Below are 25,687 nucleotides of genomic sequence, written 5' to 3' on the forward strand. Positions count from 1 at the left end.
TGAAGTGACGCCCAGCCTACGCCGATCGCACCGATCGATGAAATGAATGTTCTTCATGGCAGGTCATCAGCCAAAGTAATATGCTGGCTTCCCGCCTTTCGCCGTGCCGCCCCGCCCGTGACTTCCGACCTGCGCCTCGACCTGAATCTGTTCCGCGTGCTCGACGCGATCTACGTGCACGGCGGCATCAGCGCGGCGGCCCGCGCGTTGCACTTGACACAGCCCGCCGTCACGCACGCGCTGAACCGGCTGCGCGCGCATTTCGGCGATCCGCTGTTCGTGCGCCAGGGCAATCGCGTGACGCCCACCGAGCGCACCCGCGCCGTGATCGCCGACGTGCAGCGCCACCTGAAGGGCCTGCAGGCCGCCGCGCACGTGCAGGCGCATTTCGATCCGGCCAGCGTCGAGCAGCGCTTCGTGGTGGGGATTCGCGACGTGCTCGAATCGATCGCGCTGCCGCAACTGGTCGAACGGCTCGCGCGCGAGGCGCCGCGCATCACGCTGGTGAGCCGCCGCGTGGCGCTGGCCGAGGTGGGGCGCGAGATCGCCAGCGGCCAACTCGATCTGGCGATCGAACGGCGCGTACCGGCCGGGCCGCAGGTGGTGCGCGAGACGCTGGCCGACGACGCGCTGTGCGTGGTGCTGCGCCGCGATCATCCGCTCGCCGCGGGGCCGCTGCGCCGCGCCGATTACTTCGCCGCGCGCCACGTGACCGTCTCGCCGCTCGGCGAGCCCAACTCGCTCGATGTGCTGCTGGCCGCCGACGGCCGCTATCGCCAGATCCAACTGGTCTGCCAGCACTATTTCGCGGCCTGCCAGATCGCGGCGGCCGGCGACCTGCTGCTGACGCTGCCGCGTTCCTACGCACTGCGAATGACCGGGCTGCTGCCGGTGGTGGCGATGCCGCTGCCGCTGCGCGTGAAGCCTTATGCGATCCACGCGTACTGGCACGAATCGCGCGATGCCGATGGCGCGCACCGCTGGTTTCGCGAACGGGTCGCGACGATCGTGCGCGCCGCCGCGCTGGGCGGCGGCGAGGAGCCGGCGATCGCCAACGCCTGAGCGCGCGGCACTCAGGTTCGACAACTCGCTTAACAACGAGCGGCACGCAACCCGTTTATGCTGTCGACACGCCCCACCCGCCGAGGAACCTCATGCCCCTGATCCACGCCGCAGCCGAACTGGCTGCCGATGCCCCGAACTACGTCGTCGACATCCAGGCCGGCGCCCATCGCTTCCAGGGCGACGAAGCCGAACGCGAGGGCGGCCGCGGCGTCGGCCCCGCGCCGTTCGAGCTGCTGCTCGCGAGCCTCTGCCAATGCACCGCGGCCACGCTGCGCATGTACATGCAGCGCAAGGAATGGCCGACGGTCAAGCTGCACGTCCACGCCGAGCTGCACGCGGACCACGACGGCACGCAATACGTGCGCCGCACCATCACGCTCGACGGCGAACTCGACGACGCGCAACGCACGCGGCTCGGCGAAATCGCCGAGAAAACGCCGGTCACGCTGTTCATCAAGCGCGGCACGCGCATCGACACCATGGTGCGCTGAAGCCGCCGCGCCGTCAGGCAGAACGCCGCGCCCATAAAAAAACCGCGCCCCGGCCGTCACTGGCCGGGGCGCGGTTTTTGCTGGCGCGCTTGAATTCGTTCCGCTCAGATCCCGAGCGCCGACAGGTCGAGCCGGTCGTCGGCCGAAGCCGGCGGGCACCAGAAGAACGCGCCCGTCACCGGCTGCGTGAAGCGGAACAGGCCGTCGAGCACGCCGTCGGTCGCACCGACCATGCGGCGCATCTGCACCTCGAACGCGCGGAACGAATGGCCGAACGCCACGAAATAGAGGCCCGCGCGGCGCTCGTCGGCCCACGGCGCGGAGCGGCGCAGCACCTTGGCCTCGGGCGTGAAGCTCTCCTGCTCGGTGCGCTTCACGTGCGCATAGGCCGGCGCATCCTCCAGTTCCTCGTTGTCCGACTTGCGGCGGCCGACGATGCGATCCATCTCGTCGCCCTCGATCGCGTTCATCGCGGGGAAATCGTGCACCCATTGCTGCACCGCGACGAAGCTCGCGCCGTCGAGGCCCGCGCCCTTGCCGGTCACGAACGCGGTCTCCACCGCCTCGTCGCCCTTGGGGTTTTCGGTGCCGTCCTCGTAACCGGACAGATCGCGGTCGTCGGCGTAGCGGAACGCGTTGGCGGCGCTGTCGAGCACGAAGGCCGGCGCCAGCAGCGTCTCGATCGCGCGCGAGCGCAGCGTGATCTCGCCGTGATCGTCACCGCGCAGCCACACCCACAGCGCGACCTGCGTGGACGGCACCGGCGCGCCCGGCTTCGACAGGTCGGGGAACGGCTTCAGGCCGTCGATCTTGCGGTCGAGCGCCTGCACAAGCGACGGGCCGACGCCCACCACCGTGCGCGCCGCGTCGGTGGCGTCGCGCAGCGCGGCCAGCGCGCGCGGCACGTCGGCGGGGTCGGCGATCTGGAGCGACAGGTAACGGTTGGCCGGCGGCAGCGGCGACAGGATGCCTTGCTGGATGGTGCTCATCGTGATGTGCGTCAGTGGCGGTTGCGGTGGGGACGGGAATCGAGGGCCGGATTGTCCCATACGCGACGAGCGGGACATGCGACATGGCGGCCGTCGCCGTGTCGATTCGGCAACAGCTTGGCATTACCTCCCGGGCGCGATTACAATCGCGTAATCGGGCGGGTTTTCGCTCGACGGTGTCGCGGCGCCCGCCGCCTCGCCCTCATCCACGTTCCATCGCTTACGTTCAAGGGAGGTCAAACGATGCGTCACAAGCCATCACACTGCGGCTTCCCGAACGTCATGCCGCAAGGCGCGAACTAGCTTCGCCCCCGCGGCGGCCTTCCGGGGCCGTTCCGCCCGCTGTTCTTCCCGGCCGTCTTCCGTCATTGCCCTGCTTCACCGGCACGCTCCGCCCGTTGCGGTGATCGCGCCACCGCCACGCATCCGTCGTCACGATGCCAAGGCGGCACCGACGGCCCGCTGTTTCGCTGACTCATCGACCACCGAGAAATCCTGGCGCACACAATGCCCACCAGGCCACGACCCATGATCCAACACACCGATCGTCACGGTAGCCGTCCGTTCAACGACGTGCTCGGCTTCACCTTCCGCCACTGGCGCCGCCAACCGGCGCGCACCCTCGCCGTCGTCGGCTGCGCGATGCTGTCCGCGCTCGGCGACGTGCTCACCCCGATGTTCGCCGGCCACCTGGTGGACGCGGTCACGCTCGGCCTGCACGACCGCGCCGCGGCCTGGAACGCGGCGCTGCACGCGTTCGGCGTGCTGCTGGCGCTCGGCGTGACCGTCACGGTGCTGCACCAGGCGATGTACATGAACGTCATCACGCTGACGCTGCGCATGATGAGCGAGATCTCGGCCGGCGCGTTCCATCGCGTGCAGCGCTTCTCGACCGACTGGCATGCGAACAGCTTCGCCGGCTCGACCGTGCGCAAGATCACGCGCGGCATGTGGGCGCTCGACCTGCTCAACGACACGCTGCTGCTGGCGCTGTTGCCGTCGGTCATGATGCTCGGCGGCGCGACGCTGCTTCTCGGCTGGCATTGGCCCGTGATGGGGCTGGTGGTGGGCACGGGCTCGGTGCTGTACATCGCGGTCACGGTGGCGCTGTCGCTCGGCGTGATCGCGCCGGCCGCGCGGCTCGGCAACTTCTGGGACACGCGGCTGGGCGGCGCGCTGGCCGATTCGATCAGTTGCAACCCGGTGGTCAAGGCGTTCGGCGCGGAAACGCGCGAGGAAGCGCGGATCGGCCGCGTGATCGGCAAATGGCGGCGGCGCACGCGCCGAACCTGGGTGCGCGGCACGCTCAGCGGCGGCGTGCAGGGCGCGATGCTGGTGCTGATGCAGGCGGCGATCCTCGGCGCGGCGCTGTGGCTGTGGTCGCAAGATCGCGCGAGCGTCGGCGACATCGTGTTCGCGCTGACCATGTTCTTCATGCTGCAGGGCTACCTGCGCGATATCGGCATGCATATCCGCAACCTGCAGCGCTCGGTCAACGACATGGAAGAACTGGTCGCGCTCGAGCGCCAGCCGCTCGGCATCGAGGATGCGCCCGGCGCGCGGCCGATCGCGATCGGCAAGGGCGAGATCCGCTTCGATCATGTGACGTTCCGCTACGGGCCGCGCCAGGCGCCGCTCTACTCGGATTTCTCGCTGCGCATCGCGCCGGGCGAGCGGATCGGCCTGGTCGGCCATTCCGGCTCGGGCAAGACCTCGTTCATCAAGCTGATCCAGCGGCTCTACGACATCGAGGGCGGCCGCATCCTGATCGACGGGCAGGACATCGCGCAGGTCACGCAGCAATCGCTGCGCAGCCATATCGCGATCGTGCAGCAGGAGCCGGTGCTGTTCCACCGCTCGCTGGCCGACAACATCGCCTATGCGCGGCCCGGCGCGAGCCGCGAGGAGATCGTGCGCGCGGCCATGCAGGCCAGCGCGCACGGCTTCATCAGCGAGTTGCCGGAAGGCTATGACACGCTGGTGGGCGAGCGCGGCGTGAAGCTCTCGGGCGGCGAACGGCAGCGCGTGGCGATCGCGCGCGCATTCCTGGCCGACGCGCCGATCCTGATCCTCGACGAGGCCACCTCGAGCCTCGACAGCGAAAGCGAGCTGCTGATCCAGCAGGCGATGGAACGGCTGATGGTGGGCCGCACCACGCTGGTGGTGGCGCATCGGTTGTCGACGGTGCGCGCGCTCGACCGCCTGCTGGTGCTCGAACGCGGCCAGGTGATCGAGGAAGGCGATCACGATGCGCTGATCCGGCTCGAAGGCGGGGTTTACCGGCGGCTGTTCGAGCGGCAGGCGCTGGAACTCGCGAAGGGGCTGATCGAGCAGACGGGCGGTTACGGCATCGAGGCGCTCGATTCGCTCGATGCGGCCGATTCCGCCGGCAAGGCCGACGCGCAGCGGGCCGACGACGCGAGCCGACTGCAAGGCACGGCGTTCGGCACGTCGTAAGCATCGGGGCGGCGGACGCGATCCGCCGCCCCGCTTTTTCTGGCGCGGGAGCGCCGTCGTGCACATGGCCGATATTTCGCGATTCGGCTTTCAATTGTCTTGCCGTCACGAGGCGGCAATGCATCGGTCAAAACAATAATCAAATTTGCACATTTCAACGACAATAATGCACGCATTTTACGCAAGGCTTTGCCATTAGCTTGCCATTCAGTTTCATCTCGCTTTCGACTTTATAAATATCCCGAAAATAATGCCAAACCCTTGCCCGGGTTCGACAGCGCATTGGCTATCGGCTGCGGTATCTCCTAAAATTTTATCGATGCGCGCGCAAGTCATGCGTCGCAAGGACGATACGATGCCGCGTAAATCCAATTTGATTTGCGCTGCGCTATACCCAGCGGCGCAGATAATCCACATAATCACGGAACTCGCCGATTCGCAATTCAATGCCTTCAAAAGGCCTACACGCGAATCGATTGCCGTTAACACTGCATTCAAAAGACAAGGTCATTACCGGTGAAAGACGTGATGCACGCCGACCGACCCAGCGCCATCCCGCCGTTCCGCTTCCGACACCTGTGGTTCGGCCCGCAGGGGCTGCGTGCGGGCTGGGCCGCGCTGCTGTATGCCGCGATCGTCGCCGTGCTGATGCTCGGCGTGGATGGCGCCGCGCGCGGCCTCGACCTGCCGTTCCGGATGGAAGGCGAACTGACTGCCGGCCAGCAATTCGCGTTCGAGCTGGCGATGTGCGCGGCCGTGCTGATCGCCACCCGCGTGATGAGCCGCATCGACCGCCGCTCGTGGCTCGACGTCGGCCTGCGCGCACCCCGGCGGCTGCGGCACCTGCTGCTCGGCGGCGCCTGCGGGCTGGTCGCCGTGGCCGTCATCATGACGCTGCTGGCCTCGACCGGTGGCGCCACGCTCGTCTATTCGGGCATGAGCCCGCTGGCCGCGCTCGAAGCCGGGCTGGTGTGGGCGCTGGCGTTCGCCGTGGTGGCCGTGGCCGAGGAACTGGCGTTCCGTGGCTATCTGTTCTTCCGTCTCGCGCGCGGCCTGCATCCGTCGGCCGCCGCCGTGCTGACCTCGGTCGCGTTCGGGCTGTCGCACATGTTCAATCACGGCGAGAACATGGCCGGGATCGTGCCGGTGGTGATCTACGGGTTCGTGGCCTGCCTCGCGATCTGGCGCACCGGCTCGCTGTGGTGGGCGTTCGGCATGCACGCCGGCTGGGATTGGTCCGAATCGTTCCTGTTCGGCGCGCCCACCAGCGGCCTGCTCCCGAACGTCAGCCTGTTCGAGAGCCATGCGATCGGCCCGGTGTGGTGGAGCGGCGGCACGGTCGGGCCGGAAGGCAGCGTGCTGGTGTTTCCGGCGCTCGGCGCGCTCGCGTGGGTGGCGTGGCGCGTGCTGCCGGGCACGGGTGAAGATGCGGCGGCGCGGCGCGTGGGGTGATTCGTTGATGAACATCGGCCGCCCCGCCTCCCCCCGCTCGCTCACCCCTTCCCGCTCGCCCCGGGCTTCGCACTCGCGCGCTGCAACGCCAGATCGGCCAACCGCCCGCCCGCACTGAGCCACGGATGCTTGGCGTGGCCGATCCGCTGCGCGCGATAGATACCGGTGTGCCCCGAGAACAGATACGCCACCACGCAGGCCAGCGCCGCGAACACGCCGATCGGCGCGCCGAACAGTTCGACCGCCATGATCGTCGAGGCGATCGGCGTATTGGCCGCGCCCGCGAACACCGCGACGAAGCCGAGCCCCGCCAGCACCGGCAACGGCAGGGCCAGCAGATGCGACAGCGCGTTGCCGAGCGTCGCGCCGATATAGAACAACGGCGTGACCTCGCCGCCCTTGAAGCCCGACGCCAGCGTCACCACCGTGAACGCGAACTTGCCGGCGAAATCCTGCACCGGCAGCGGCCCGCGAAACGCGGCCTCGATAGTCGGGATGCCGAGGCCGAGATACTGCGGCACGGCCAGCCCCACGCCGGCCAGCGCGACGATCGCACCGCCCAGCACCGGCCGCAGCGGGCCGTACGGAATCCAGCGCTTGAAGCGCGCGCCGAGCGCGTGCGTCGCATCGGCGAACAGCATGCCGACCACGCCGAACGCGATGCCGGCGACGATCGCCGAAGCCGCCGTCGCGATGCCGACGGCCGGCACGAACGGCACCGGATACACCGGATGACGAATCCCCCACAGGTGGCACACGGCATCGGCCACCACCGCCGCCGCAAGACACGGGAACAGCGCGTCGTAGCGCAGCCGGCCGATCGCCAGCACCTCCAGCCCGAACACCGCGCCCGCCAGCGGCGTGCCGAACACCGACGAGAAGCCCGCCGCGATCCCCGCCATCAGCAGGATGCGCCGCGTGTCGGCGTCCACTCGCAGCACGCGCGCGACGCGATCGGCCAGCGCGCCGCCCATCTGCACGGCAGTGCCTTCGCGCCCCGCCGAGCCGCCGAACAGATGCGTGACGACGGTGGCGAGCATCACCAGCGGCGCCATGCGGGTGGGCACCGCGCGCGCCGGATCGTGGATCTCGTCGATCAACAGGTTGTTGCCGGCCTCGACGCTGCTGCCGATGCGCAGGTAGATCCAGCCGGTAACAAAGCCGGCGGCCGGCAGCAGCCAGATGAGCCAGGGATGCGCGAGCCGGGTGCCGGTAGCGAGATCGAGCAGGGCGAGGAACAGTGCGGATGCGCTGCCCGCCAGCGCGCCGACGAGGGCCGACAGCGCGATCCAGCGGCCGAGCGCGCGCAACATGGCGAACTGCTCGACGGATTCGAATGCTTTCATGGGGTTCAGGTTCGACAGGACATCAAACCCGGGCGACAGGACGCCGCTTGTGCTCAAGACGGCCTACGACCTCCTGTACCCAGGATCCGTAGGCATCATCAGCCGGCTGACCGGCGGTTGGGAACGGAGGCATGCCATCTCCGGCAAGCGAAGATTCTACGCGAGCCGACTTTCGGAATGCTTACTTTCTCGACCCGATTCGGCATGCATGCCACATCCGCACCAATCAAAACGGCCCCGCCTCGCAAACCATCGCGAGGCGGGGCCGTTTCGTTACTGCGGGACGCCGCGGATGCGTCAGTGCAGATTCGTATGCTTGCGGATCGCGTCAGCGGTTTGACCCGCCTTTTCCTGCAACTTGCCTTCGGTCTTTTCGGCGACGCCTTCCGCTTCGGTCCTGCGATCGCCCGTCACCTTGCCGAGCGCTTCCTTCACCGAACCCTTAACCTGCTTGAGCTTGCCGTCGATGCGATTCTTGTCCATGGTTGCCTCCTTGAGGGAATCATCGGAACCGGCGCGCTGCCGTGGCCGCGCGCCGGGAACCCTCATCTTCGCGGCTGCCGCGCCGCCCCGGCAGGTGCAGATGGGCCAGGGCCGCTAGTGCATTCGTACCGGCCCCGGCAGAAACGAATTGCCGGCCGAAGCCAGGCGAAACCGCGCGCCGCACTCAGGCCGCGGGCCGCTTGCGGGCCGCGCGGCCGGCCTTGACCGCACCCGCCGGCCCCGCCTGGCGCACCGACACGCCGGCCGCCGCCCCCGACGCATCGAGCGCGCCGGCTGCCGGAGCCGGCTCGGCCGCGCCGACGATGCCGCGCTCGCGCGCCCACACGATCGCCTCGCCGCGACTGTGCACATCGAGCTTGTTGTAGATGGTCGAGACGTGATTGCGCACCGTGTTCGGCGCGAGCCCGAGCCGGTTCGCGATCTCCTTGTCGGGCAGCCCGTGGCACAGCAGGTCGAACACGTCGCGCTCGCGCGAAGTCAGATCGGACAACTGGCCACCCGCATCGGGCGCCTTGGCGCGGCGCACGTTGGCAAGCTTCTCGATCAGCGTGCGGCTGAACCACGACGCATCCTGCATGGCCGTCTCGATCGCCTGGATCAGCTCCATCTCGGTGCGCTTGCGATCGCTGATGTCGAGCAGCGCGAGCAGCAGGCAATCCTGTGCGTGGATCGCCACGGCGTCGGCCGACACCACGCAATCGCGCACGTCGCCGTCCTGGGTCACCACGCGCACGTCGTGCATGCGCACCATGCCGTCGCGCGCCAGCGTGTCGGCGATCCCGCGCTGCGCGCCCGGCTCGGCCCACAGGCCCAGTTCCTCGGCCGAACGGCCCAGCAGGTCGGCCTGCGCGTGGCCCGTCATCGCCACGAACGCGTCGTTGCAGTCGAGCAGTTCGAAGCGCCCGGCGGTCAGCATCGCCATCGCCACCGGCGCCATCCGGAACGCCTTGGCGAAGCGCTCCTCGCTTTCGCGCAGCGCGATCTCGGCCAGCTTGCGCGGCTGCAGATCGGTGAACGTGAACAGCATGCAGGCGTGCTCGCCCATGTCGATCGGCTGGCCCGCCACGATCACCGCGTGGTCGCCGCCATCGGCGCGGCGCAGCAGCGCCTCCATCGGCGGGATCGTCATGCCGTCGCCGAGCCGCTCGATCGCCAGCTCGCGGCGCTCGGCGCGGTCGAACACGTCGAGTTCGTAGACCGAGCGGCCGATCACGTCGTCGAGCGGGTGGCCGATCATGTCGAGAAAGCCCTGGTTGACCTTCACGTAGCGGAAATCGCTGAGGCGGCAGATCGCGGCGGGCGCGGGATTGGCGTTGAAGGTGCGCTCGAAACGCTGCTCGGCGCTGGCCCATTCGGTCGCGTCGTGCAGCACCAGCGCGAGGCAATCGGGCTCGCCGGCCGCGTTGGTCAGCACCAGGCTGCGGATCCGGTGCACCCAGCGCAGCGAATCGTCGGCGGCCGATTCGACCTCGACCGTCACGTCGCTGAACTGCTCGCCGCTGATCACGCGATCGATCGGATACTGGCCCTGGCGCACCGGATCGTGATTGGTGTCGCGCAGCCGGAAGCGCTCGCGGTACTCGGTCACGTCCGCGCCCAGCTCGGCCAGCGTGGCCACGCCGTGCATCGCGAGCGCGGCCTCGTTGGCCCACACGATGCGCTGGTCCGGCTCGACCAGGATCACGCCCTCGGTCAGGCCGGCGATGATCTGGTGCAACTGGCGGCGGTCGGTGTGCGTCTTCAGCGCCTGCTCGTCGGCAGGCGCGGGGCGCGGCTCGTTGGCGGCTTCGTTCATCGGGTCGGGTTCCGTTCGTGCGCCGCGGCGGCCGGCTGCGCCGACCCGATCGGCGGCGCGCGGCGGCTTCCGTGCGGCTGAAAAAGGCGGGGCGATGCGGATCTGCTCCGCATCGCCCCGTTCGTGCTTTCTGACCATCGCGCGGCGGCCCGGTTCGCGAAATCCGGTTCGAATTCGTAACCGAATCTGTTGCCGGCCGCCGCGCGGATGCTGCGTGGCGCTAATGCCTCGTTCCGTCGTTCGCCGCGTCAGCGGTCCTGCCTGCCGCCCGTCACGACGCGCGCGCCGCGCGGCAACTGCATCGCGATCCGCTCGGCGATGCGATCGAGCGGCAGGATCGCGGTAGCCGCGTCGATCGCGGCCGCCGCCTTCGGCATGCCGTAGACGGCGCTGGTGGCCGCGTCCTGCGCGATCGTGTAGAAGCCCTTGCTGCGCATCGCCTTGAGGCCGAGCGCGCCGTCGCGGCCCATGCCGGTCAGCAGCACGCCGATCGCATCGGCGCGCCAGTGGTCCACCACGCTCTGGAAGAACACGTCGACCGACGGCCGGTAAGGCGTTTCGGCCGGATGCGGCGTGTAATCGAGCAGGCCGCGCGCGGTCAGGTGCAGGTGATCGTTGGTGGCGGCCAGCAGCACCTCGCCGCGCTGCGGTGCGCAGCCCTGCCGGGCGATTCGCACCGGCAGCGCCGTGTAGCCGTCGAGCCATTCGGCCATGCCGATCGCGAACGCCTGGTCGACGTGCTGGACGATCACCACCGCGGCCGGGAAATCGACCGGCAACGGCGTGAGCAGCGCGGCCAGCGCGGTCGGCCCGCCCGCCGAGGCGCCGATCGCCACCAGCGGCGTGGCCCCCGACGCTGGCGCCATCACGCCCGCCGGCGCCGGCACCGGCCCGCGCGTGGCGAGCAGCCGGCCGATCTGGTCGATCTTGGCCAGCAACGGCTGCGACGCGTCGGCCAGCATGCCCTGCGCGAGCGTGGGCGTATCGACCGCGTCGAGCGCACCCGCGCCCATCGCCTCGTAGATGCTGGCCTTGTTGGCGTCCACGCTGGCCGTCACGATCAGGATCGCGCACGGCGAGCGCGCCATGATCTGGCGCGTCGCCTCCACACCATCGAGACGCGGCATCACAAGATCCATCAGGATCAGGTCGGGCGGGTTCGCCCCGCAGAAATCGACCGCCTGCTCGCCATCGGCGGCCACCCACAGCACGCGGTGGTCGGGCCGGTGCGAGACGGCGCGGCGCAGCGCCGCCACCGCGAGGGGCAGATCATTGACGATTCCGATTTTCATGAGGCGGCGTCTCCAATCAGATCGTGCACGGCATCGAGCAGCACCTCGTCGTGGAAGCTGCCTTTCGCCAGATAATAATCCGCGCCGGCATCGAGGCCGCGCCGGCGGTCCTCGTCGCGATCCTTGTACGACACGATCATGACCGGCACCCCCTTCAACGCCGGGTCGCGCTTGATCAGCGTGACCAGCTCGATGCCGTCCATGCGCGGCATGTCGATGTCGGTCACCACCAGGTCGAAGCTCTCGCTGCGGATCGCGTTCCAGCCGTCCATGCCGTCCACCGCGATGGTCACGGCGTAGCCGCGCTTCTCCAGCAGCTTGCGTTCGAGTTCGCGCACCGTCAGCGAATCGTCCACCACCAGCACGTGCTTGCGGCGCTGCGCGAGCGTGTGCGCGGCATCGCGGCGGATCTTGGTGAGCTGGCCGCCGCGAATCAGCTTGTCGATCGAGCGCACCAGGTCTTCCACGTCGACGATCAGCACCGGATCGCCGTTCTCCAGCAGCGCGCCGGCCGCGATGTTGCGGATCTTCTGCAGGCGCGGATCGAGCGGCTGCACCACCAGCATGCGCTCGCCGAGGAAGCGGTCGACCGCCACGCCGTAGGTTTCCGGCTCGTTGCCGATCACCACCACGGCCGTGCGCGAACTCGCCGCGTCGGGCTCGCCGGCATCGAACAACTGATGCGCGGTGACCAGCCCCACGCGCCGCCCGTCGAGCGCGAAATGCTGCTGCCCTTCGAGCACGTCGATGCCGTTGCGTTCGAGTTCGAGCGCGCGCCGCACGTGCACCAGCGGGAACGCATACGGCTCGCCGCCGACCTCGACCAGCAGGCTGCGGATCACCGACAGCGTCAGCGGCAGTTGCAGCACCATGCGCATGCCCTGCCCCGGCTCGTTGAAGATCCGCACCGCGCCGCGCACGCGCTTGACCATCTCGTGCACGGCGTCGAGGCCCACGCCGCGCCCCGATACGTCGGTCACCTGCTCGCGCATCGAGAAGCCGGGCAGCAGCAGGAACTCGAGCACCTCGGCGTCCGACAGGCGCGCGGCGGTGGCCTCGTCGGTCAGCCGCTGCCGCACGATCGCGGCACGCACGGCGCTCAGATCGGCGCCGGGGCCGTCGTCGGACACGCTGACCAGCAGCGAGCCGGCGCTGTGGCGCGCCTCCAGCGTGACGCTGGCCTCGGCCGGCTTGCCGCGCGCGAGGCGCACCTCGGGCGTTTCCACGCCGTGGTCGAGCGCGTTGCGCAGCAGGTGGCCGAGCGGCGCGTCGAGCATGTCGAGGATGTCGCGATCCACCTGGGTCGATTCGCCGACGATCGAAAAGCGCACGCGCTTGCCGAGCGAGCGCGCCAGATCGCGCACCACGCGCGGGTAGGCGCGCGTCGCATCGCCGAACGGCCGCATCCGGCATTGCAACGCCTCGTCGTAGAGCTGCTCGGCGATATGCGAGCTGCGCCGCTCGAAGCGGTCGAGATCGTCGATGCGCGCGGCGAACGCGCGTTGCAGATCGTTCAGCATCTGCCGGACTTCGTTGATCGCGGCCTCGTGGTTCGGGTCGAGATCGTCCGCCAGTTTGTCGTAGAGCGAATCGAGCGCGCGCGCCGCGTCGTGTTGCGAGCGACGGATGCGCAGCATCGAATCGGCGAACGGCTTGAGCCAGCGCGATTCCACCAGCGATTCGCCCGACAGGCTCAACAGCCGGTTCAGGCTGTCGGCACGCACGCGCCGCATCTGGCCGGCGTCGCCCGTGTCGTACGGCTCGGGCGTGGACGGCTCGGGGAGCGGCTCGGACGGTGCGATGGAGGCTGCAGCAGCAGCCGCGGGCGCCGGTTCGCTCAAGCGCAACTGCGCGGCGAGATCGGGCGGCACCGACGATTCGAACGGCGGCTCCGAGGCATACAGGCCGCCGTGCTCGCCGAGGCCGCGCGGCGCATCGGGCACGAGCGGCGCGTCGAGCCGCAATTGCGCGGCCAGGTCGGGCGGCACCGACGACGCATACGGATCGAGCGGTTCGCCGAAATCGAACGGCCCGCCCGGCAGCACGGACGGCACCGGCGGCGGCGTCGGCGCGAACGACGCACCACCCGCCTCGTCGGCATTGGCCAGCGCCACGGCGAACGTATCGATCTCGGCCGGCGTGACCGATGCCGCCGTGCGCGGATCGCCGACCCGCACCAGCAGATCGACGCCCATCAGCAGCGCATCGATATGGCTCGCGCCGAGCACGCGCTCGCCGCGCTGCGCGCCGACGAAGCAATCCTCCATGCGCCCGGCGATCTCCACGCCCTGCGGCACGCCGACGATACGCGCCGCGCCCTTCAGCGAATGCGCGGCGCGCATGCAGGCCTCGAACGCGGCCGCGTCCTGCGCACCGTGTTCGAGCGCGAGCAACTGGCGCGACAGCGCCTCGGTCTGGTTCTCGCTTTCCTCGCGATAGAGGTCGAGCAGCGATTGCCGGCTCAGATCGTCGTCTTGACTCATCGCAGGCTCCGCAACAGCGTATCGAACAGGCGGTCTTCGTCGAGCAGACCGATCATGCTGCCGCGCCAGGCGAACATCGCGCTCGTGAGCGCGACGCCCGCCCGCGAGACGGTGGCCGGCGGCGGCGTGCGCTCGGCCGCGCTGAAACGCAGCACGCCCTCCACTTCGTCGACCGGGAACACCACCGGCTCGCCGCGATGCGCCACCACCAGCATCCGCGTGAACGTGGAGCGCACGGTGTCGGCGGCGCGCGGTGCGGCGGAGGCATCGAGTTCGAGCAGCCGGGCCAGCGAGACGGCAATGCGCAGCGTGCCGCGCACGTTGACGATGCCGAGCACGGCGCGGCTGCGCCGGTCGGGCAGCGAATGCACCGGGCGGTCGTCGACGATCTGGCGGACCACCGGCGTGGGCAGCGCCAGCCATTCGTCGCCAACCCGGAACGCCAGCACCGACTGCTGGGCGTCGCCCTCGGGCCGGGCCTGCCGCGACGGCGCGGCGGCATCGCGCCGCGCGGCCTGGGCCAGCTCGTCGCGGGACAGCGGGCGATCGAGCAGGCGCGCGGCGTTGCGCGCGTAGACGGGGCAATTCAGGCAGCGCCCGACTTCGGCCAATCGTTCGCAAGACTGATCACCGCGCACGCCGATGCGGTTCCAGCAATCGTCGAACGCACCCGCCGGGTGCGTCGAATCAACGGCGTCGTGCATGCTGGCGTCCTCCCGGTTGGGCGTGGCCGGCCGCCTGCGCGTCGGCACGGCGTGCGCGTTCCTTCAGCCAGCGCGCGCCGTCGTGATCGCCGGCGATGTCGAGCAGCGTCGCGAGATGCGTGAGCGCCTCGCGGTGGGTGGGCGCCAGATAGAGCGCCTTGCGGTAATGCTCGGCGGCGCTCGGCCGCCCCTGCGCGTCGTCGATCAGACCGAGCAGGTAATAGGCGTCCGCGCTCGGGCCGACCGCGCGCAATACGTCGAGCACGGCGCGTTCGGCGGCGGCGAAATTGCCGGCATCGGCCAAGGCGCGCGCGGCGTCGAGCGGGTCGGCGGCGGGAGTGGTAACGGCACGCGAAGCGGTGGCGGCAAAGGCGGGCGCGGCAGGGGCGGCCGGGCGCGGCGCGGCGCTTGCGCCTGCCGGCGTGGGCCGTTTGGCGGCACCGAGGCCTGCGCTCGCACCGCCAGCGGGCGCCAGCCCCGGCCGGCCGATGACACCGGAGGCACCCGACGCGAACGCCGTGCCGATCGCGGTGCCCGATTGACCCGATGGGCTCGATTGGCTCGATTGGCCCGCCTGACTCGCGGAGCGCTCTGGCTGCGCGCGCCGCCAGAGCGCGGTCGCGTCGCCGACCGGCTTGCCGGCCACGCCGATGCGCGCGGCACCGGCAGCCGGCGCGGACGGCGACGGCCGCTCAACCAAACCGCCCGACAGCAACGACAAACCCTCGCTCTCCCGCGCACGCCGAAACGCGAACGCGAGCGGAATCCGGGCCGAGCTCATAGCCTGGCGCATCACCACGCCGGTTTCGGCCGGGCCGACGAACAGCAGGCCGTCGTCGGCCAGGCGCGCGTCGAGCGCACGCATCGCGCGCTCCTGCGAACTGCGGTCGAAATAGATCAGCACGTTGCGGCAAAAAATGAAGTCGTAGCGCGTGTCGCCAAGGCTGCCCGGTTCGAGCAGGTTGGCGCGGCGGAACTGCACGCAGGCGCGAATCCGCTCGTCGAGCCGCCAGCCGTCAGCGATCGGCTCGAAATGGCGGGCGCGGAATTCGAGCGCGTGGCCGCGAAACGAGTTGCGGCCATATTCGCCACGCCGCGCATGGGCGATCGCGCGGGCGCTGATGTCGAGCGCGTCGATCCGCAGCCGGGCCGGCTCGATGCCGGCATCGATCAGCGCCATCGCCGCCGAATACGGCTCCTCGCCGGTCGAGCACGGCGCGCTCAACACGCGCACCGGCTGCAGCGGCTCGGCGCGCAAGCGTTCGAGCGCCTGCGCGGCCAGCGTCACGAACGCCTCGCGCTCGCGGAAGAACCAGGTTTCGGGCACCACGCACTGCTCGATCAGCGCGCGCTGCTCCTCGGCCGAGCCGATCAGCAGGCTCCAGTAGGCGTCGAGATCGGCGTCCGACAGGTTGCGCGCACGCTGCGCGACCAGCAACGCATCGGTTTGCGCGCCGCCGAGCATCACGCCGATCCGTTCGGCCAGCGCGCGCGCGACGAAATCGGCACCGAGCGAATCGGGATCGATGCCCGTCTCGCGCAGCAACCACGCGTGGAAACGCAATTCGAGTTCGTTGGTCATGCGCGTTCTCCGGACACGCCGTGCCACGGCGCATCCTCGCCGGCGTGCGCGGCGGCCGCGAACAGCAGCGCGCGCGCCTCGGCGCCGAGCAGATGCCGCACCGCGACCCACTGCACCACCCCGTCGGCATGGTCGATCACCGGGCCGAGCCAGCGCGCGTGCGGGGTATCGATGCCGCCGTCGCGGAACGCCGCCCGCTCGAAGCGCTGGGTTTGCGTGGCGTGCTCGACGATCAGCCCGAGCAGGCGCTCGCCGTCGGCCGCCGCGGGCTCGGCATCGCCGTCGAGCGGCATGCGCACGCGCACCACCACCAGCCGCGTCGAGCGCAGTTGCGCGGCCGGCCGGCCGAGCGCGAGCTGCGACACGTCGATCACCGGCAGCGGCTCGCCGCGATGAATCAGCACCCCGGCCACCCAGGCCGGCGCGCCCGGAATCGCCTTGGTTTCGGCGAGCGGCAGCACTTCGGCGACGTCGTTGACGTCGAGCGCGTAGCGCGCGCCATCGAGTTCGAACAGCAGGAACAGCATCGCGTGGCGGGCCTCGGCGCTCACGCCTCGACCTTGAAGCGCGACACGCTGGTGCGCAGACCGCTGGCCACGAGCGTCAGGTCGTCGATCGCCTGCGACGACTGGCGCAGCGATTCGGCCGTCTGCTGCGCGGCCTCGGACAGTTGCGACAGCGCCTGCGTGATCTGCTCGGCGCCGCTCGCCTGGGTCTGCATGCCCTCGTTGACGAGCACGAAGCGCGGCGCGAGCGTCTGCACCTCGTTGATGATCTGCGAGAGTTGCGAGCCGACCTGCTGCACGTCGAGCATGCCGCGCCGCACTTCCTCGGAGAATTTGTCCATGCCCATCACGCCGGCCGACACCGCCGACTGGATTTCCTTGACGGTTTGCTCGATGTCGTAGGTGGCCACGGCGGTCTGATCGGCGAGGCGGCGGATTTCGGTGGCGACCACCGCGAAGCCGCGGCCGTATTCGCCGGCCTTCTCGGCCTCGATCGCCGCGTTCAGCGACAGCAGGTTGGTCTGATCGGCGACCTTGGTGATGGTGGCCACCACCTGGTTGATGTTGAGCGCCTTCTCGTTGAGGATCGCGAGCTTGGCGTTCACCGAACCGGCCGCCTCCATCACGCTGCGCATGGTTTCGCCCATCTGCGTGAGGCCGGCCTGGCTCATGCCCGCCAGCGAGGCCGATTGCTCGGCCACCGACGACACTTCGTTCATGGTGTGCAGCAGATCGCGCGAAGTGGCGAAGATCTCGCGCGAGGTCGCGCCGATCTCGGTGGTGGTGGCCGCCGTTTCGTTGGCGGTGGCCTGCTGCTCGCGCGAGGTGGCGGCGATCTCGGCCACCGAGGTGGTGACCTGCAGCGACGATTTCTGCGCCTGCGAGACCAGCGTGGTCAGTTCGTCGGCCATCCGGTTGAAGCCCGTCTCGATCATGCCGAACTCGTCGCCGCGGCGCATGTTCAGGCGCTGGGTCAGGTCGCCCGTGCGCATCACGTCGTGCACGCCCACCAGTTCGAACATCGGCCGCATCACGGCGCGGTACAGCAGCCAGCCGAGCAGCAGCGAGGTGAGCAATACGATCGTCACCACCGTCGCCAGCGTGACCTGGGTGCTGAACACCGATTCGCGGATCAGTTGCGCCGAGCGGTCGGCGAACGTGCGGTTCTCGGTCACCAGCACGTTGGCGCTGCGGATCACGTCCTCCCACACCGGCGTGACGCGCCCGTAGGCGGCCACCGCGTCGGCGTGCGAGCCGCCGCGCGCCTTCTGCACGGCATCGGCCAGCAACGGCAGGTAGCGCTCGTACACCGCGCGGAACGCGCCGAAGCGGGCGCGGTCGTCCTCGCGGTAGGTCGATTTCTGGTATTCCAGCGACAGCTTCTCGAACGATTCGAGCATGCCCGGAATGCGGTCGAGATCGCGATAGGCGGTTGCCGTATCGGGATCGACGAAGATCGCACGCTGCATCGCCGTGTACGACTCGCTCGCGGCGGCGCGCAGCGAGGTGGCCAGGTACACGCCCGGCAGCGAATCGCGTTCGATGTTGATCGTCTCTTCGTCGATCAGACGCAGCTTCGTATAGGAGAAGCCCGCCATGATCAGCATCAGCACGAACAGCACGCCGAAACTGAGCAGGATCCGATTGCCGAGCGTGATCCGCGAGCCGGCGGACGGGGAGGAAGTCTCGGTGCTTGCGCGGGGCGACACGTTGGCCATGTTTTCGATGTGGGTTGTCAGCAGATACGTTCAGGAGCCGGCGCGGCGCGGGCGGCCCGATGGCGGCCGCCGCGCCGGGGCGGCGCGAGCCAGCACGAGTGTACTGTCTTTATCGCCCGTGAAACAGCCCGGACCGGCCCGCCGTGGCGGCGGCGCAGCGCCTGACGGGGCGGGCGGTTCGAAGAAGGGGGCAGATGATTGCAGGGGACAACGAAGGATGGGCGACGACGGCCCGGAAGGCGACGCCCGAACGCGGCCCGAGTCGGGCTGGGTCGGGCCGCGACGTCAGGACGCCGGGCGTACCTTCGGCAGCGCCAGCCCGGTCATGAAACCGCGCGGCGTGTAGCGCATCAGGATCTCGCCGCCGTGCTTGGTGGCGGTGGCGCGCACGAACGCCAGGCCCAGCCCGAAGCCGCCGCGCTGGGTGCCCGGCCCGCGCGTGAGCCGCACGAACGATTCGGTCGCGCTCGCGCGCAACTCGGGCGCGATGCCCTCGCCTTCGTCTTCCACGCCCACCAGCCAGGCGTCGCCGTCATCGGCGATCAGGCAGCGCACTTCCGCGCCGGGCGGGCCGTACTTGAGCGCGTTGTCGATCAGGTTGGCCACCGCGCGCGTCAGCATCATCCGGTCGCCGATGCACAGGCATTCGATCTCGGGCACGTTGGCGCTGATCCGGCTGCCGGTGTTGCCGGCCTTTTCCCAGAGCTGGTCGGCCGCATCGAGCAGCACCTCGTTGAGGCTGACGATTTCGGTCAGCAGCTTGCCCGACTGCGCGCGGGTGAGCTGGATGAAGCCGTCGGCCAGCGCCAGCGCGCGGCGTGCGTGCATCTCGATGCGCTCGAACAGCAGCGGCACCTCGCCATGCGTGGCACGGTAGGTGTCGAGCAGCGAGAGGATCGAGCTTTGCGGCGCGCGCATGTCGTGCGACAGGAAATCGAGCACCTCGTCGCGCTGGCGCAGCATGCGGTAGGAATTCGAGTGGTAGCGAATCCGCGCGATCAGTTCGATCGGGTCGGGCAGCTTGACGAGGTAATCGTTGGCGCCGGCGAGGAACGATTCGCGCTTGGCCACCGGATCGTCGTTGATCGACAGCACGATGATCGGCACCTGCGCCGTGGCCGTGTCGGAGCGCCAGGCCCGCACCAGGTCCAGCCCGTCGGTATCGGGCATCACCAGATCCTGCAGGATTACGGTCGGCCGCACCGCGCGGGCCACCTCGAGCGCCGCGTGCGCGTCGACGCAGACATGCAGCGCGATGTCCGTTTCGGCAGCCAGCAGGCGGCGCATCACCTCGCCGACGAACGCCTGATCGTCGACGAGCAGCACCGAAATACCCGGCTCCTGCGACTCGTCGTGGTGCGTATCTGTTGTTCCGTTCATTGCATCCCGTGTGCCGTCACATCCCGCCCGGAGAAACCACTACGGCGCGACGCCGGGCAGCCGTCCGTTCTTCCCTGAATCACTCCTGAGAGTGAATCATCGAAATTAGACGGCATTGTTTCTTATTGGGAAATATAAGCTAATGATTTTAAATGATTTTTATGAATTTAGCTTGCTAGGGAGATGAATCGGGCACGCGATATGCAAAGCGCGGTTGCCGCCGGGCGGCCGTCCGGGCGAAAAAAACCGCGCCGGGCATTCGCCACGGCGCGGCTGCGGGTGCGCGCTCCCCGGTGCGGCCGGCGCGTCAGAACCGTCAGGACCGTCAGGACGGCTTGCGGATCACCATCAGGCGCAGTTCGGTCATGTCCTCGATCGCGTAGCGCACGCCCTCGCGGCCCAGGCCCGAATCCTTGACTCCGCCATACGGCATGTTGTCGACGCGGAACGACGGGATGTCGTTGATCACCACGCCGCCCACGTCGAGCTCGTCCCAGGCGCGATGCGCGTGCGACAGCGAATCGGTGAACACGCCGGCCTGCAGGCCGAAATCGCTGTCGTTGACGCGCGCCAGCGCCTCGTCGAAATGCTCGAACGGTTCGAGCAGCGCCACCGGGCCGAACGCTTCCTTGCGATACAGGTCCTGATCGCGGCCGACCTGTTCGAGCAGCGTGGCCTCGAACATCGCGCCGTCCACCTTGCCGCCCGCGATGATCTTCGCGCCGGCCTTGACCGCCGCGTCCATCCAGCCGGCCAGCCGGCGCGATTCCGATTCGGAGATCATCGGGCCGACGAAGGTGTCGGGCTGCTTCGGGTCGCCCATCTTCAGCGCGCGCGTTTTCGCCACGAGCTTCTCGCGCAGCGCGTCGTAAAGGCTCGCATGCACCAGGATGCGCTGCACGCCGATGCAGCTTTGCCCCGACTGGTAGAACGCGCCGAAGATCAGCCGGTCCACCACGTAGTCGAGCCGCTCGCCCTGGTCGGCATCGACGATCGCCGCCGCGTTGCCGCCCAGCTCCAGCACCACCTTCTTCTTGCCCGCCTTTTTCTTCAGATCCCAGCCCACCGCCGGCGAACCGGTAAACGACAGCAGCTTGAAGCGTTCGTCGGTGGTGAACAGGTCCGCGCCGTCGCGATGCGCGGGCAGGATCGAGAACGCGCCCTTCGGCAGATCGGTTTCGGCCAGCACCTCGCCGATGATCAACGCGCCGATCGGCGTGCGGCTGGCCGGCTTCAGCACGAACGGGCAGCCGGCCGCGATGGCCGGCGCGACCTTGTGGGCCGCCAGGTTGAGCGGGAAGTTGAACGGCGAGATGAACGAGCACGGCCCGATCGGCACGCGTTTCGAATAGCCGGAATAGCCTTGCGCGCGCTTCGCGATCTCAAGCTCGATGATCTCGCCGCCGATCCGCACCGATTCCTCGGCCGCGACGCGGAACGTGTCGATCAGGCGCGTGACCTCGCCCTTCGAATCGTTGATCGGCTTGCCGGCCTCGATGCAGAGCGCATCGGCCAGTTCGTCGAAGCGCTCGCGAAAGCGCGCGACGCAGTGATCGAGCACGGCCTGGCGGCGAAACGCGGGCCACGCCGCGAACGGCTTGTGCGCCTCGACGGCGGCCGCGATGGCCGCGTCGATCGTTTTCGCGTCGGCCAGCGCGACGCGCGTGGCGACCTTGCCACTGTATTTGTCGGTGACTTCGAGATCCGTGTTGGCATGCACGGCCTCGTTCGCGAGGTAATACGGGTAGGATTCCTTCAGCATGGCGACGCCTCCGGTGGGTTCTGACGGGGTTCGGTACGAGGTGGCGCGCCGCAGCGCGCCGTGGGATCACAGTTGCGCGGACAGGCGCGGGATCTCGCGATTCAGAATGCGTTCGTTGTCCGAATAGTCGATCGGCACGTCGACCAGATGCACGCCCGGCGTGGCGAAGCAGTGTTCGAGCAGCGGCGCGAGCGCCTCGGCCGATTCGGCGCGATGGCCTTGGGCGCCATAGCTTTTCGCGTAGGCGACGAAATCGGGGTTGTCGAGCGTCATCGCGTAGTCGGGGAAGTTCATGTTCTCCTGCTTCCAGCGGATCATCCCGAACGCGTCGTCGCGCAGCACCAGCACCACCAGGTCGAGCTTCATGCGCACGGCCGTTTCCAGCTCCTGCGAATTCATCATGAAGCCGCCGTCGCCGCAAATCGCCACCACCTTGCGCTCCGGGTGCACGATCTTGGTGGCGATCGCCGACGGCAGGCCCGCGCCCATCGAGGCCAGCGCGTTGTCGAGCAGCATCGAGTTCGGCTCGTGCGCGCGCCAGTAGCGCGCGAACCAGATCTTGTACATGCCGTTGTCGAGGCAGGCGATGCCGTCGTGGGGCAGCGTGCGGTACAGGTCGTTGACCACCCGCACCGGGTGCAGCGGGAAGCGCGGATCGTCCTCGCCCTTCTTCAGGTGCGCGTCGAAGCGCTCCTTGATCAGCATGAAGCGCGAGAAATCCCAGTGCTGCTGCTGCGCCAGCGCCTGCTTCATCTGCCACACCGCGTTGGCGATGTCGCCCACCACTTCGATCTGCGGGAAATACACGGGATCGACCTGCGCGCCGAGGAAGTTCACGTGGATCACGGTTTTATCGCCGCTGCGCATGAAGAACGGCGGCTTCTCGATCACGTCGTGGCCGACGTTGATGATGCAGTCGGCATGATCGATCGCGCGGTGCACGAAATCGCCGTCGGACAGCGTGGCGTTGCCGAGCCAGAGCGGGTGCGTCTCGTCGATCACGCCCTTGCCCATCTGCGTGGTGAAGAACGGGATGCCGGTGGCGTCCACGAACTCGCGCAGCATCCGCGCGCTGGTCTTGCGATTGCCGCCCGCGCCGATCATCAGCAGCGGATGACGCGCCTGGTGAATCGCCTGCACGGCGCGCGCCACCGCCTTTTCCTCGGCCACCGGGCGGCGGCTGTAGCTGGCCGGGATCGGCTTGCCGTCGCCTTCCTCGTGCGCGATGTCCTCGGGCAGTTCGAGGTGGGTGGCGCCGGGGCGCTCGTCCTCGGCGCGCCGGAACGCCTCGCGCACCGCCGACGGGATATGGCCGATCGAGACGATCTGACGCGTCAGCTTGGTCAGCGGCTGCATCATGTCGACCACGTCGACGATCTGGAAATGGCCCTGCTTGCTGCTCTTGATCGGCTTCTGGCCGGTGATCATCAGCATCGGCATGCCGCCGAGCTGTGCGTAGGCGGCGGCCGTCACGAGGTTGGTCGCGCCGGGGCCGAGCGTGGACAGGCACACGCCGGCCTTGCCGGTCAGCCGGCCATAGGTGGCGGCCATGAACCCGGCGGCCTGCTCGTGACGCGTGAGCACCAGCTTGATGCGCGAATGGCGGATCGACTCGAGCAGATCGAGGTTTTCTTCGCCGGGGATGCCGAACACATACTCGACACCTTCCGCTTCCAGCGCCTTGACGAATAAATCGGATGCTTTCATGGGGACTCTCGGTGGATGCCGCGTGGCCGGCTTCCGGCGCGTGCGGCGTGGCAAACGCCCGCGACGGCCTACGGCGCGAACGGCTCAAACCCTTCAGATGACCAATGCAAAAGCATGCCGCCGAGCCCGCAAAAGCGGGCTCGGCGGCCAGCGATGGAAACGATTGTAGGAGATCGGACGCGACGCTGCAGTGAACGCGGCTGACGCTGGAGAAGGGATTTCGTCAGGATGACGGAGCCACGGCGCGATGCGCGGCCCGGCATCACCACTTGCAGGAGCCGCCGCCGTCCGGAAACGCGGCAGGATCGTCGGCGAACGCAAACGTGCGGCGCGGCGAGAATTTCGTGTAGGTCATCGAGTTGACGATCGCGCCCTGGCTGTCCATGACGTACTCGCCCGTCACCTTGCCGTCGACGATCTCCACCCAGGTGCTGACCACGTCGTCGGGCCGGCCCGGCGCCATTTCGGTGGCCTGCTCCGATTTCAGCACGATCGGGATCACCTGCTTCGCGCCCTTGTAGCGAACGTAGCCGCCGGACCAGTTGGAATCCGAATCGGAGAACATCCGGAATTCGAAGCGAATCGGCGACGCGCCGTCGCCGCTCGTGAAGCAGCGCAGGTCCTGGTCGATCCTGGCGTGTGCGCTGCCGGCGCAGCAGGCGGCCAGCAGGCCGGCAATGAAGGCGGTTCGTTTCATGGTCGTGATGGTCGGGTTGTATCTGTGCGCGGCGAGCACGGCGCATACCCGCTGGCGCCACGCCGGGCCAACGTTCGTTTCATTCGATCGCGTAGCGCGCCGCCACTTCCTGCTGGTCGAGTTCGCGTTCGAGCAGGTGCAGCAGCTCGTCGTGAATCTCCCCGGCTCGATGCATGCGCAACATTTCGGCGCGGCCGGCCGACACGGCCGCCAGCACCACGTCGTAGTGCGCGTGGATGTCCTGCACCGGGAACGCCGGCTCGTGCTCGAAGCGCTCGGCCATCGACACGCGGTACGCATATTGTTCGAGCAGGCGCGGGTGGATCACCTGGCCGTCGGCGTCGTGCGCGAGCGGCTCGACCGCCTTCAGTTGCGCGCGGCTCACGCGCGCCCAGGCCTGCGGCTCGGTCAGATGCCGCGCGTCCGGCGTATGGCCGTCGTGCGGCGCGACCAGCCGGATCAGCGGCCCGATCGTGGTGCCCTGCAGCAGCACCGTCACGAGGATCACGGCGAACGCCGCCACCAGGATCATGTCGCGGCCCGGCATCGCCTCGGGCAGCGACAGCGCGATCGCCAGCGTGACCACGCCGCGCATGCCGGCCCAGCTCATCACGGTGGCCGCGCGCCAGTCGGCGTGCAGGCTGCCGCGGCCGAGCCAGCGGCGCGGCAGCTTGAGGAATTCCACCGCGAAGATCCAGATGAAGCGCGAGCCGATCACGGCCGCCAGCACGGCCAGCATCATCGGCATCATGGTCGAGAACACCTGCTCGAAACCGCCGAGACGCACCATCACGCCGCGCAGCGACAGGCCGATCAGCACGAACACCAGCGCCTCCAGCAGGAACACCATCACCTGCCAGAACGCGGTGGCGCGCACCCGCACGGTGGCCGTGAACACTTCGTGCTGGTGCCAGCCGAGCATCATGCCCATCGTGACGGTGGCGATCACGCCCGACACCTCCAGCGTTTCACCGGCGATATAGCTGACCCAGCCGCCGAGCACCACCGAGGTCACGATCAGGTAATCGTCGGACAACAGCCTGATGAAGCGCGTCAACGCCCAGCCGATGATGAAGCCCACCGCCACGCCGCCCAGGCCGAGTTCCGCGAAGCGCACCGCGGCGCTCTCGAAGCTGAACGCACCGGTCAGCGCGGCGGCCACCGCGAAGCGGAACAGCACGAGGCCGGCGGCGTCATTGAGCAGGCTTTCACCTTCGAGCAGCACCATCAGCCGGCGCGGCAGCGCCACGCGTTCTAGCACGGCCTTGGCCGCCACCGCGTCGGGCGGCGAGACGATCGCGCCGAGCGTGAAGCAGGCCGCCCACGGCAGCGACGGCACCGCCCAGTGCACCGCCAGCCCCACCGCCAGAGTGGTGAACACCACCGCGCCGATCGCCAGCATCATGATCCCGCCGAGGTTGCGCTTGAACTCCTCCCACACCGAGAAGTAGGCGCCATCCACCAGCAGCGGCGGCAGGAACACGATCAGCACCAGGTCGGGATCGAGGTTGATCGGCGGCAGGCCCGGCACGAACGCGATGCCGGCGCCGCCCACCAGCAGCGCGGCGGCAGGCGGCAGCTTCAGCCGCTTGGCGGCCAGCTCCAGCACGACGATCGCGGCGAAGGACAGCAGGATCAGCTTGAAAACCGATACGGGAGACATGAAATCGCCTTCTCGTTGGAGGAAATAACGGGTGATGAACGGGCGCGCGCACCGGGTTCGAACGGTCGCGCGATTAGACCACGAGCGTTTGCGC

The 25,687-nt window shown here is 68.9% G+C and carries 19 protein-coding genes and 1 riboswitch; of the genes, 4 read left to right on the forward strand and 15 right to left on the reverse strand.

Annotated elements, in window-relative coordinates; all coding sequences use genetic code 11:
* Positions 1 to 117: 117 nt before the first annotated feature.
* Positions 118 to 1,062 (forward strand): LysR family transcriptional regulator, encoded by a 945-nt coding sequence (locus AB4850_RS11370; RefSeq protein ID WP_414439907.1) that lies wholly within the window; start codon positions 118 to 120, stop codon positions 1,060 to 1,062.
* A gap of 92 nt (positions 1,063 to 1,154) precedes the next feature.
* Positions 1,155 to 1,556 (forward strand): OsmC family protein, encoded by a 402-nt coding sequence (locus AB4850_RS11375; RefSeq protein WP_414439908.1) that lies wholly within the window; start codon positions 1,155 to 1,157, stop codon positions 1,554 to 1,556.
* Positions 1,557 to 1,660: 104 nt separating this feature from the next.
* Here the strand turns inward: AB4850_RS11375 and AB4850_RS11380 are convergent, their stop codons facing one another.
* Positions 1,661 to 2,545, reverse strand: a complete 885-nt coding sequence (locus AB4850_RS11380) for a Dyp-type peroxidase (protein ID WP_414439909.1) — start codon at positions 2,543 to 2,545, stop codon at positions 1,661 to 1,663.
* Positions 2,546 to 3,073: 528 nt separating this feature from the next.
* Here AB4850_RS11380 and AB4850_RS11385 point away from each other — a divergent pair.
* Together AB4850_RS11385 and AB4850_RS11390 are read left to right on the forward strand one after the other, a co-directional pair.
* Positions 3,074 to 5,002, forward strand: coding sequence for an ABC transporter ATP-binding protein (locus AB4850_RS11385; protein WP_414439910.1), 1,929 nt, complete (start codon positions 3,074 to 3,076; stop codon positions 5,000 to 5,002).
* Between the two features lie 516 nt (positions 5,003 to 5,518).
* Complete coding sequence (locus tag AB4850_RS11390; RefSeq protein WP_414439911.1) at positions 5,519 to 6,454, forward strand: lysostaphin resistance A-like protein; 936 nt, start codon at positions 5,519 to 5,521, stop codon at positions 6,452 to 6,454.
* A gap of 41 nt (positions 6,455 to 6,495) precedes the next feature.
* Here the strand turns inward: AB4850_RS11390 and AB4850_RS11395 are convergent, their stop codons facing one another.
* The 14 genes from AB4850_RS11395 to AB4850_RS11460 all read right to left on the reverse strand — a co-directional run bounded on the left by AB4850_RS11395 (position 6,496) and on the right by AB4850_RS11460 (position 25,593).
* Positions 6,496 to 7,800 carry a chloride channel protein gene (locus AB4850_RS11395; RefSeq protein WP_414439912.1) on the reverse strand — a complete coding sequence of 435 codons (1,305 nt, stop codon included), beginning with the start codon at positions 7,798 to 7,800 and terminating at the stop codon, positions 6,496 to 6,498.
* A gap of 82 nt (positions 7,801 to 7,882) precedes the next feature.
* Positions 7,883 to 7,951, reverse strand: a riboswitch (Fluoride riboswitch).
* Between the two features lie 146 nt (positions 7,952 to 8,097).
* Positions 8,098 to 8,283 carry a CsbD family protein gene (locus AB4850_RS11400; RefSeq protein WP_414439913.1) on the reverse strand — a complete coding sequence of 62 codons (186 nt, stop codon included), beginning with the start codon at positions 8,281 to 8,283 and terminating at the stop codon, positions 8,098 to 8,100.
* A gap of 184 nt (positions 8,284 to 8,467) precedes the next feature.
* The gene (locus AB4850_RS11405; RefSeq protein WP_414439914.1) at positions 8,468 to 10,099 is read right to left on the reverse strand and encodes a PAS domain S-box protein; all 1,632 of its coding nucleotides are present in this window, start codon (positions 10,097 to 10,099) and stop codon (positions 8,468 to 8,470) included.
* 248 nt (positions 10,100 to 10,347) lie between these two features.
* A complete protein-coding gene (locus AB4850_RS11410) occupies positions 10,348 to 11,391 on the reverse strand; it encodes a chemotaxis response regulator protein-glutamate methylesterase (RefSeq protein ID WP_414439915.1) in 1,044 nt (347 codons plus the stop codon).
* On the reverse strand, positions 11,388 to 13,874 hold the full coding sequence (locus tag AB4850_RS11415) for a hybrid sensor histidine kinase/response regulator (protein ID WP_414439916.1): 2,487 nt from the start codon (positions 13,872 to 13,874) through the stop codon (positions 11,388 to 11,390). Before AB4850_RS11415 ends, AB4850_RS11410 begins: the two co-directional genes overlap by 4 nt.
* Positions 13,871 to 14,578: a chemotaxis protein CheW gene (locus tag AB4850_RS11420; RefSeq protein WP_414439917.1), complete on the reverse strand. Its 708-nt coding sequence runs from the start codon at positions 14,576 to 14,578 to the stop codon at positions 13,871 to 13,873. The genes AB4850_RS11415 and AB4850_RS11420 overlap by 4 nt, the downstream gene beginning before the upstream one ends.
* On the reverse strand, positions 14,562 to 16,160 hold the full coding sequence (locus AB4850_RS11425; protein WP_414439918.1) for a CheR family methyltransferase: 1,599 nt from the start codon (positions 16,158 to 16,160) through the stop codon (positions 14,562 to 14,564). Before AB4850_RS11425 ends, AB4850_RS11420 begins: the two co-directional genes overlap by 17 nt.
* Complete coding sequence (locus AB4850_RS11430; protein WP_414442013.1) at positions 16,157 to 16,687, reverse strand: chemotaxis protein CheW; 531 nt, start codon at positions 16,685 to 16,687, stop codon at positions 16,157 to 16,159. Before AB4850_RS11430 ends, AB4850_RS11425 begins: the two co-directional genes overlap by 4 nt.
* 20 nt (positions 16,688 to 16,707) lie before the next feature.
* Positions 16,708 to 18,384 carry a methyl-accepting chemotaxis protein gene (locus AB4850_RS11435; RefSeq protein WP_414439919.1) on the reverse strand — a complete coding sequence of 559 codons (1,677 nt, stop codon included), beginning with the start codon at positions 18,382 to 18,384 and terminating at the stop codon, positions 16,708 to 16,710.
* 285 nt (positions 18,385 to 18,669) lie between these two features.
* Complete coding sequence (locus AB4850_RS11440) at positions 18,670 to 19,764, reverse strand: response regulator (protein WP_414439920.1); 1,095 nt, start codon at positions 19,762 to 19,764, stop codon at positions 18,670 to 18,672.
* A gap of 325 nt (positions 19,765 to 20,089) precedes the next feature.
* On the reverse strand, positions 20,090 to 21,526 hold the full coding sequence (locus AB4850_RS11445) for an aldehyde dehydrogenase family protein (protein WP_414439921.1): 1,437 nt from the start codon (positions 21,524 to 21,526) through the stop codon (positions 20,090 to 20,092).
* Positions 21,527 to 21,592: 66 nt separating this feature from the next.
* The gene (locus AB4850_RS11450) at positions 21,593 to 23,233 is read right to left on the reverse strand and encodes an acetolactate synthase large subunit (protein WP_414439922.1); all 1,641 of its coding nucleotides are present in this window, start codon (positions 23,231 to 23,233) and stop codon (positions 21,593 to 21,595) included.
* Positions 23,234 to 23,495: 262 nt separating this feature from the next.
* The gene (locus tag AB4850_RS11455; RefSeq protein ID WP_414439923.1) at positions 23,496 to 23,930 is read right to left on the reverse strand and encodes a hypothetical protein; all 435 of its coding nucleotides are present in this window, start codon (positions 23,928 to 23,930) and stop codon (positions 23,496 to 23,498) included.
* 79 nt (positions 23,931 to 24,009) lie between these two features.
* Positions 24,010 to 25,593 carry a Na+/H+ antiporter gene (locus AB4850_RS11460; protein ID WP_414439924.1) on the reverse strand — a complete coding sequence of 528 codons (1,584 nt, stop codon included), beginning with the start codon at positions 25,591 to 25,593 and terminating at the stop codon, positions 24,010 to 24,012.
* Between the last annotated feature and the right edge of the window lie 94 nt (positions 25,594 to 25,687).

The organism is Burkholderia sp. 22PA0106, assembly GCF_047497155.1.
In the GTDB taxonomy this organism is placed as follows: Bacteria; Pseudomonadota; Gammaproteobacteria; order Burkholderiales; family Burkholderiaceae; genus Burkholderia.

Excerpts from the sequence above, each read along its gene's own strand:
- AB4850_RS11375 (WP_414439908.1), top strand. The coding sequence starts at position 1,155 with ATGCCCCTGATCCACGCCGCAGCCGAACTGGCTGCCGATGCCCCGAAC.
- AB4850_RS11380 (WP_414439909.1), bottom strand. The coding sequence starts at position 2,545 with ATGAGCACCATCCAGCAAGGCATCCTGTCGCCGCTGCCGCCGGCCAAC.
- AB4850_RS11385 (WP_414439910.1), top strand. The coding sequence starts at position 3,074 with ATGATCCAACACACCGATCGTCACGGTAGCCGTCCGTTCAACGACGTG.
- AB4850_RS11395 (WP_414439912.1), bottom strand. The coding sequence starts at position 7,800 with ATGAAAGCATTCGAATCCGTCGAGCAGTTCGCCATGTTGCGCGCGCTC.
- AB4850_RS11400 (WP_414439913.1), bottom strand. The coding sequence starts at position 8,283 with ATGGACAAGAATCGCATCGACGGCAAGCTCAAGCAGGTTAAGGGTTCG.
- AB4850_RS11405 (WP_414439914.1), bottom strand. The coding sequence starts at position 10,099 with ATGAACGAAGCCGCCAACGAGCCGCGCCCCGCGCCTGCCGACGAGCAG.
- AB4850_RS11410 (WP_414439915.1), bottom strand. The coding sequence starts at position 11,391 with ATGAAAATCGGAATCGTCAATGATCTGCCCCTCGCGGTGGCGGCGCTG.
- AB4850_RS11415 (WP_414439916.1), bottom strand. The coding sequence starts at position 13,874 with ATGAGTCAAGACGACGATCTGAGCCGGCAATCGCTGCTCGACCTCTAT.
- AB4850_RS11420 (WP_414439917.1), bottom strand. The coding sequence starts at position 14,578 with ATGCACGACGCCGTTGATTCGACGCACCCGGCGGGTGCGTTCGACGAT.
- AB4850_RS11425 (WP_414439918.1), bottom strand. The coding sequence starts at position 16,160 with ATGACCAACGAACTCGAATTGCGTTTCCACGCGTGGTTGCTGCGCGAG.
- AB4850_RS11430 (WP_414442013.1), bottom strand. The coding sequence starts at position 16,687 with ATGCTGTTCCTGCTGTTCGAACTCGATGGCGCGCGCTACGCGCTCGAC.
- AB4850_RS11435 (WP_414439919.1), bottom strand. The coding sequence starts at position 18,384 with ATGGCCAACGTGTCGCCCCGCGCAAGCACCGAGACTTCCTCCCCGTCC.
- AB4850_RS11440 (WP_414439920.1), bottom strand. The coding sequence starts at position 19,764 with ATGAACGGAACAACAGATACGCACCACGACGAGTCGCAGGAGCCGGGT.
- AB4850_RS11445 (WP_414439921.1), bottom strand. The coding sequence starts at position 21,526 with ATGCTGAAGGAATCCTACCCGTATTACCTCGCGAACGAGGCCGTGCAT.
- AB4850_RS11450 (WP_414439922.1), bottom strand. The coding sequence starts at position 23,233 with ATGAAAGCATCCGATTTATTCGTCAAGGCGCTGGAAGCGGAAGGTGTC.
- AB4850_RS11455 (WP_414439923.1), bottom strand. The coding sequence starts at position 23,930 with ATGAAACGAACCGCCTTCATTGCCGGCCTGCTGGCCGCCTGCTGCGCC.
- AB4850_RS11460 (WP_414439924.1), bottom strand. The coding sequence starts at position 25,593 with ATGTCTCCCGTATCGGTTTTCAAGCTGATCCTGCTGTCCTTCGCCGCG.